Origin of the sequence: Pseudomonas sp. UMAB-40 (genome assembly GCF_900095275.1) — a bacterium.
Lineage (GTDB): Bacteria > Pseudomonadota > Gammaproteobacteria > Pseudomonadales > Pseudomonadaceae > Aquipseudomonas > Aquipseudomonas mandelii_B.
In genome coordinates, this window is record NZ_LT607594.1 from 1 (window position 1) to 5,439 (window position 5,439).

5 protein-coding genes are annotated in these 5,439 nt (G+C 60.7%); 4 read left to right on the forward strand and 1 reads right to left on the reverse strand.

Features of this window, described 5'->3' with window-relative positions:
* Positions 1-270 precede the first annotated feature (270 nt).
* From K0F88_RS31755 to ycaC, 4 genes are all read left to right on the forward strand, one after another.
* Positions 271-687, forward strand: a complete 417-nt coding sequence (locus K0F88_RS31755; protein ID WP_094471695.1) for a DoxX family protein — start codon at positions 271-273, stop codon at positions 685-687.
* Positions 680-1,273 carry an antibiotic biosynthesis monooxygenase gene (locus tag K0F88_RS31760; protein WP_094471696.1) on the forward strand — a complete coding sequence of 198 codons (594 nt, stop codon included), beginning with the start codon at positions 680-682 and terminating at the stop codon, positions 1,271-1,273. Before K0F88_RS31755 ends, K0F88_RS31760 begins: the two co-directional genes overlap by 8 nt.
* The gene (locus tag K0F88_RS31765; RefSeq protein WP_219097845.1) at positions 1,270-3,108 is read left to right on the forward strand and encodes an amidohydrolase; all 1,839 of its coding nucleotides are present in this window, start codon (positions 1,270-1,272) and stop codon (positions 3,106-3,108) included. Before K0F88_RS31760 ends, K0F88_RS31765 begins: the two co-directional genes overlap by 4 nt.
* A gap of 68 nt (positions 3,109-3,176) precedes the next feature.
* The gene (gene ycaC / locus K0F88_RS31770; RefSeq protein ID WP_219097846.1) at positions 3,177-3,803 is read left to right on the forward strand and encodes an isochorismate family cysteine hydrolase YcaC; all 627 of its coding nucleotides are present in this window, start codon (positions 3,177-3,179) and stop codon (positions 3,801-3,803) included.
* Positions 3,804-3,921: 118 nt separating this feature from the next.
* Here ycaC and K0F88_RS31775 read toward each other — a convergent pair whose 3' ends face one another.
* Complete coding sequence (locus K0F88_RS31775) at positions 3,922-5,358, reverse strand: mechanosensitive ion channel family protein (RefSeq protein WP_094471699.1); 1,437 nt, start codon at positions 5,356-5,358, stop codon at positions 3,922-3,924.
* Between the last annotated feature and the right edge of the window lie 81 nt (positions 5,359-5,439).

A 5,439-nucleotide genomic window follows, 5' to 3' on the forward strand; every position in this document is an offset into this window, starting at 1 on the left:
CCTGACAGCCGACCAATATTTTGCTGATGTACCCAATTCTATTGTGGGAGTGAGCCTGCTCGCGATGGCGGCGTATCAACCAACATCAATGCCGAATGACACACCGCCTTCTCGAGCAAGCCCGCTCCCACAGGGATCTTCGTCGGTTGTAGATCCGGGCTCATCCACAAAAACAGCACACACATCCAATTTCCCCCGCTCCCGTCCCGGCACTATCAAACCAGGTCCCGGCGCAGAACGCCGGTGGTTTTTTATTTGTGCAGGTAGCCCATGAATACATCGCGATGGGATGAGCGGGTGCAGGATCTCGGACTGCTGTTTTTGCGGGTCAGTGGCGGCGCGTTCCTGCTGTGGGTGCACGGCTTACCGAAGCTGCTTAACTACAGCGCTCAACTGCAAGTCATCGAAGACCCGTTTCACCTGGGCGCGAACGTCACGCTGATGCTGGCGATTTTTGCCGAGGTGCTGTGCCCGTTGCTGATTATCGCCGGGGTGTTGGTGCGGTTGGCGTGCCTGCCGATTTTGGCGGTGCTGCTGATTGCGCTGCTGGTGGTGCATGCGCAATGGAGTCTCGATGAAGGGCAGTTCGGTTGGCTGCTGTTGATTGTGTTCACCAGCCTTCTTATCGCCGGGCCGGGACGGCTGGCGCTCAATGTCCGATTTGCCGGAGCTTTGCGTTATGCCTGAATCCAATCGTTTCGAGGAAGTCGTGACCCTGGTGATCAAGCACCGGGTCAAGGCCGGTTTTGAAGTGCCTTACGAAGCCTGGTTGCGCAACATTGTCAGCATCGCCGGGCAGCAGGAAGGGCACTTGGGCGTGGATGTGATGCGCGGTAAAAACGCTGGTCTGGACATGTACACCTGCGTGCTGCGCTTTTGTTCCACTGAGGCGATGCAGCACTGGCTCGATTCGCCGCAGCGCCTTGAGCTGGTCAACGAAGCCACGCCGATGCTCGCCGATGGCGACCAGACCGAGGTCAATCCGGTCAACGAATTCTGGTTCGCGCCGCAAGCCGACGCCGCTTCGCCGCCACCGCCGCGCTGGAAGCAGGCCGTGGTGACGTTGTTGGTGATTCTGCCGCATACCTTGCTGGTGCCGCTGCTCTGGGGCCCGCTGCTGCAACTCAACGCCATCCTGTCCAATTACGTGGTCGCGACGTTTCTGATCACGCTGACCATCGTTGTCTCGGTGGTGTACCTGTTCATGCCGATGGCGACGCGTCTGTTCGCGCCCTGGCTGTCTCAATCCACTCCGTCCAAGGAAACGCGATGAACGCCGATCTGATTTTATTCAATGGCCAATTTCATACCGTTGACCGTGAAAACCCACGCGCCAGCGCGGTGGCGATCAGCGAAGGTCGCTTCGTTGCGGTCGGCACCGATGCCGAGGCCATGGCCCTGCGCGGGTCGGGTACGCAGGTCATCGACCTCAAGGGTCGCTGCGTCATTCCCGGCCTCAACGACTCGCACTTGCACCTGATTCGTGGCGGTCTGAATTACAACCTCGAACTGCGTTGGGAAGGCGTGCCGTCGGTGGTCGATGCCTTGCGCATGCTTAAGGAGCAGGCCGATCGCACGCCCACACCGCAATGGGTACGGGTGGTCGGGGGCTGGAACGAATTCCAGTTCGCCGAAAAGCGCATGCCGACCCTCGAAGAACTCAATCAGGCGGCGCCGGACACCCCGGTGTTTGTCCTGCATTTGTACGATCGCGCCTTGCTCAACCGCGCCGCTTTGCGTGTGGCCGGTTACACCCGCAACACGCCGAATCCGCCGGGTGGCGAGATTGTGCGCGATGCCAATGGCGAGCCGACCGGCATGTTGGTGGCGCGTCCCAACGCGATGATTTTGTACTCGACGCTGGCCAAGGGGCCGAAGTTGCCGCTGGAGTATCAGGTCAATTCGACGCGCCAGTTCATGCGCGAACTCAATCGCCTCGGCCTGACCAGCGCTATCGATGCCGGCGGTGGTTTCCAGAATTATCCCGACGATTACCAAGTGATCGAGCAGTTGGCCAAGGACCAGCAGCTGACCATTCGCATCGCCTACAACCTGTTCACGCAGAAGCCGAAAGAAGAGCTGACCGACTTCAAGAACTGGACGTCGAGCGTGACCCTGCATCAGGGCGACGATTACCTGCGGCACAACGGCGCCGGGGAAATGCTGGTGTTCTCGGCGGCGGATTTCGAGGACTTCCTCGAGCCGCGTCCGGACCTGCCGCAAACCATGGAAGACGAGTTGGAACCGGTGGTCCGCTACCTCGTCGAGCAGCGCTGGCCGTTCCGTTTGCACGCCACGTACAACGAATCCATCAGCCGCATGCTCGACGTGTTCGAGAAGGTTAACCGCGACATTCCGTTCAACGGTTTGCCGTGGTTTTTCGACCACGCTGAAACCATCACGCCACAAAACATCGAGCGGGTGAGGGCGCTGGGGGGCGGTATTGCGATTCAGGATCGCATGGCGTTTCAGGGCGAGTATTTCGTCGAGCGTTACGGCGCCAAAGCGGCCGAGGCGACCCCGCCGATCAAGCGCATGCTGGCCGAAGGTGTACCGGTCGGCGCCGGCACGGATGCCACGCGGGTGTCCAGCTACAATCCATGGACTTCGTTGTACTGGATGGTCAGCGGCCGCACCGTCGGAGGGCTGGAACTGCACGCCGAGGGCCTGTCCCGGCAGACCGCCCTGGAGCTGTTCACCCACGGCAGCGCCTGGTTCTCGTCCGAGCAGGGCAAGAAAGGCATGATCAAGGTCGGCCAACTGGCGGATGTCGCGGCGCTCAGCGCGGACTTTTTCAGCGTCGATGAAGAAGCGATCAAGTGGATCGAATCGGTGTTGACCGTGGTCGGCGGCAAGGTGGTGTACGCCGCCGGTGATTTCGAAAAACTCGGACCTGCCAGCGTGCCGGTGCTGCCGGACTGGTCGCCGGTGGTCAAGGTGCCGGGTCATTGGCGTCCGACGTCGCCGATGCAGGCGCAGGTTCACCATTGCAGCGGGCCGTGCGGCGTGCATGCCCACAGCCATGAAAAGGCCCGTTTGTCGAACGCGCCGGTCAGTGATTTTGCGGGTTTCTGGGGCGCGTTCGGTTGTTCGTGCTTCGCGTTCTGACGATCACAACTTGCGCCGATGCACTGCGTCGGCGCCTTGCGTAATACCCATCCATCGAGGAGCTTCACATGAGCAACGTTCCGTACAAACGCCTGAACAAAGACGATGCCGTAGTCCTGTTGGTCGACCACCAGACCGGCCTGATCTCGCTGGTCCAGGATTTCTCGCCGAACGAATTCAAGAACAACGTGCTGGCCCTCGCGGACCTGGCCAAGTTCTTCAAACTGCCGACCATCCTCACCACCAGTTTCGAAAACGGCCCGAACGGCCCGATGGTGCCTGAGCTCAAGGAACTGTTCCCGGACGCGCCGTACATCCCGCGTCCAGGCCAGATCAATGCCTGGGATAACGAAGATTTCGTCAAAGCCGTTAAAGCCACTGGCCGCAAGCAACTGATCATCGCGGGTGTGGTGACCGACGTTTGCGTAACGTTCCCGACGCTGTCGGCACTGGCGGAAGGCTTTGAAGTGTTTGTGGTGACCGACGCCTCGGGCACCTTCAACGAAACCGTGCAGCAAGCCGCGTGGGCACGCATGACCGCGGCCGGTGCACAACTGGTGAATTGGTTCTCGGTGGCGTGTGAGCTGCAGGGTGACTGGCGCAACGACATGGAAGGCCTGGCGAACCTGCTGTCGCCGCGCATTCCGAACTATCGCAATTTGATGAACAGCTACGTGGCGCTGACGGCGAAGTAAGGTCGGCGATCCATAAAAATGCCCGCGACTGTGCGGGCATTTTTTTGTCTGACGAATGAGCTTGTTGTAGCAGCAGCCTCGCAAGCTCGACAGCTGCTACATGAAACCGCGTGATCCGTTACACAGATTGGCGCTTCTGCAGCCAGCTGAGGAAGCCGCTTTTCTTGATCGGCACCGGTTTGGCCATCAGCGCCAACCGGCTATTCTGCTGCCGCACCGCCTGCAGTTTGTTCAATGCCCGACCCACTTCAACCCGTTGTTCCATGCAACCACGGGTCAGCGATTTGTCGATCCGGTAAATGATGCACGAGGTCAGGGTGGTGAAGGTGGCCTGGGACGGTGTGTCGGTGAGGATGCTTTGTTCGCCCATCACCTCACTCGGCCCCATGCGCCCGGCTTCGGTTTGCCCGGTTCCATCGGGCACGGTGGCGCTGACCACGCCCGTGGCGATCACCATCAGACTGTCCGGCACTTCGCCCATCTCCAGCAGCACCTGACCCGCCGCGTATTGTTGCGGGACCATGGACTGGGCCAATTGATCACGCTCGTCCTCGCTCAGGGAACGGAAGACTTTCACCTCATCCAGCAACGCCCGCGCACGGGTCGTTGGTTCAATCACACCATCGATCTGCCGGGAAATTCCCGCCGCTTCGAGGTGCCGATGCGCCAGGTCGAACAGCTGATTGCGCACTTCACTCTTCTTGCCGAGCTCGGCGATGAAACCGCTGGCCACGTACTCGGACATGGCTTCGCCAGCCTCTTTGAGCACCACTTTCGGTGCCGGGTTGAGCAGCAAACTGCTGCTGCCTTGAAGCGTGCGCTCCAGTGCTTCCAGTACCCGGCGCGGGCGAATGTGGTTGGGCACCTGGATGCTGATCGACACGCCGTGCATGTTGTTCGGCCGGCTCAAATTGACGATCTTCGCCTTGGCCGCCACCGAGTTCGGCACCACCGCAGTGCTGCCGGCGCTGGTCAGCAGGTGGGTGGCGCGCCAGTCGATGTCGAGGACTTTGCCTTCGACGCCGTCAATCATGATCCAGTCATCCACCTGATAGGGCTTGGTGGTGTTGAGCACGATCCCGGAAAACACGTCGCTCAAGGTGCTTTGCAACGCCAGACCGACGACGATGGCCACCACCCCGGACGTCGCCAGCAAGCCTTTCACCGGCAGCTCCAGCACGTAACCGGCCGCCGCGACGATGGCGATCAGGAACACCAGCGCGCCAATGACGTCCTGCAACAAGCGACCGCTGTGACCGATGCGGCGCATCAGCACCAGGCCGATGACTTCGGTGAGCACCCGCGCGGCGTACAGCCACCAGAGAATTCCCAACGCCGTGGCGCCCAATTGAGCAACGCGATCCTCAGCGAACAACGGTGCCTGCAACGGGCTCACACCGGCATTGATCACCAGCGCGCTGAACATCACGAAAAGCGCCAGCCGCACGCTCACCCGCGTGACGCGATGCTTGAACGGCGCGAGGTGCCAGAGCACGGCGTCGATCACCAGCAGCAGGGCACTCCAGGACAGCAGGTGAGCGAGGACAAAGGACATGGGGAAACTCCAGAAGGGTTTGCAAATCGCTTTTGTGGCGAGGGGGCTTGCCCCCGTTAGAGTGCGCAGCGCTCTCCATCT

What these genes read in the sequence shown, in the direction of transcription:
- K0F88_RS31755 (WP_094471695.1), top strand. Translation starts at nt 271, where the DNA reads ATGAATACATCGCGATGGGATGAGCGGGTGCAGGATCTCGGACTGCTG.
- K0F88_RS31760 (WP_094471696.1), top strand. Translation starts at nt 680, where the DNA reads ATGCCTGAATCCAATCGTTTCGAGGAAGTCGTGACCCTGGTGATCAAG.
- K0F88_RS31775 (WP_094471699.1), bottom strand. Translation starts at nt 5,358, where the DNA reads ATGTCCTTTGTCCTCGCTCACCTGCTGTCCTGGAGTGCCCTGCTGCTG.
- K0F88_RS31765 (WP_219097845.1), top strand. Translation starts at nt 1,270, where the DNA reads ATGAACGCCGATCTGATTTTATTCAATGGCCAATTTCATACCGTTGAC.
- ycaC (WP_219097846.1), top strand. Translation starts at nt 3,177, where the DNA reads ATGAGCAACGTTCCGTACAAACGCCTGAACAAAGACGATGCCGTAGTC.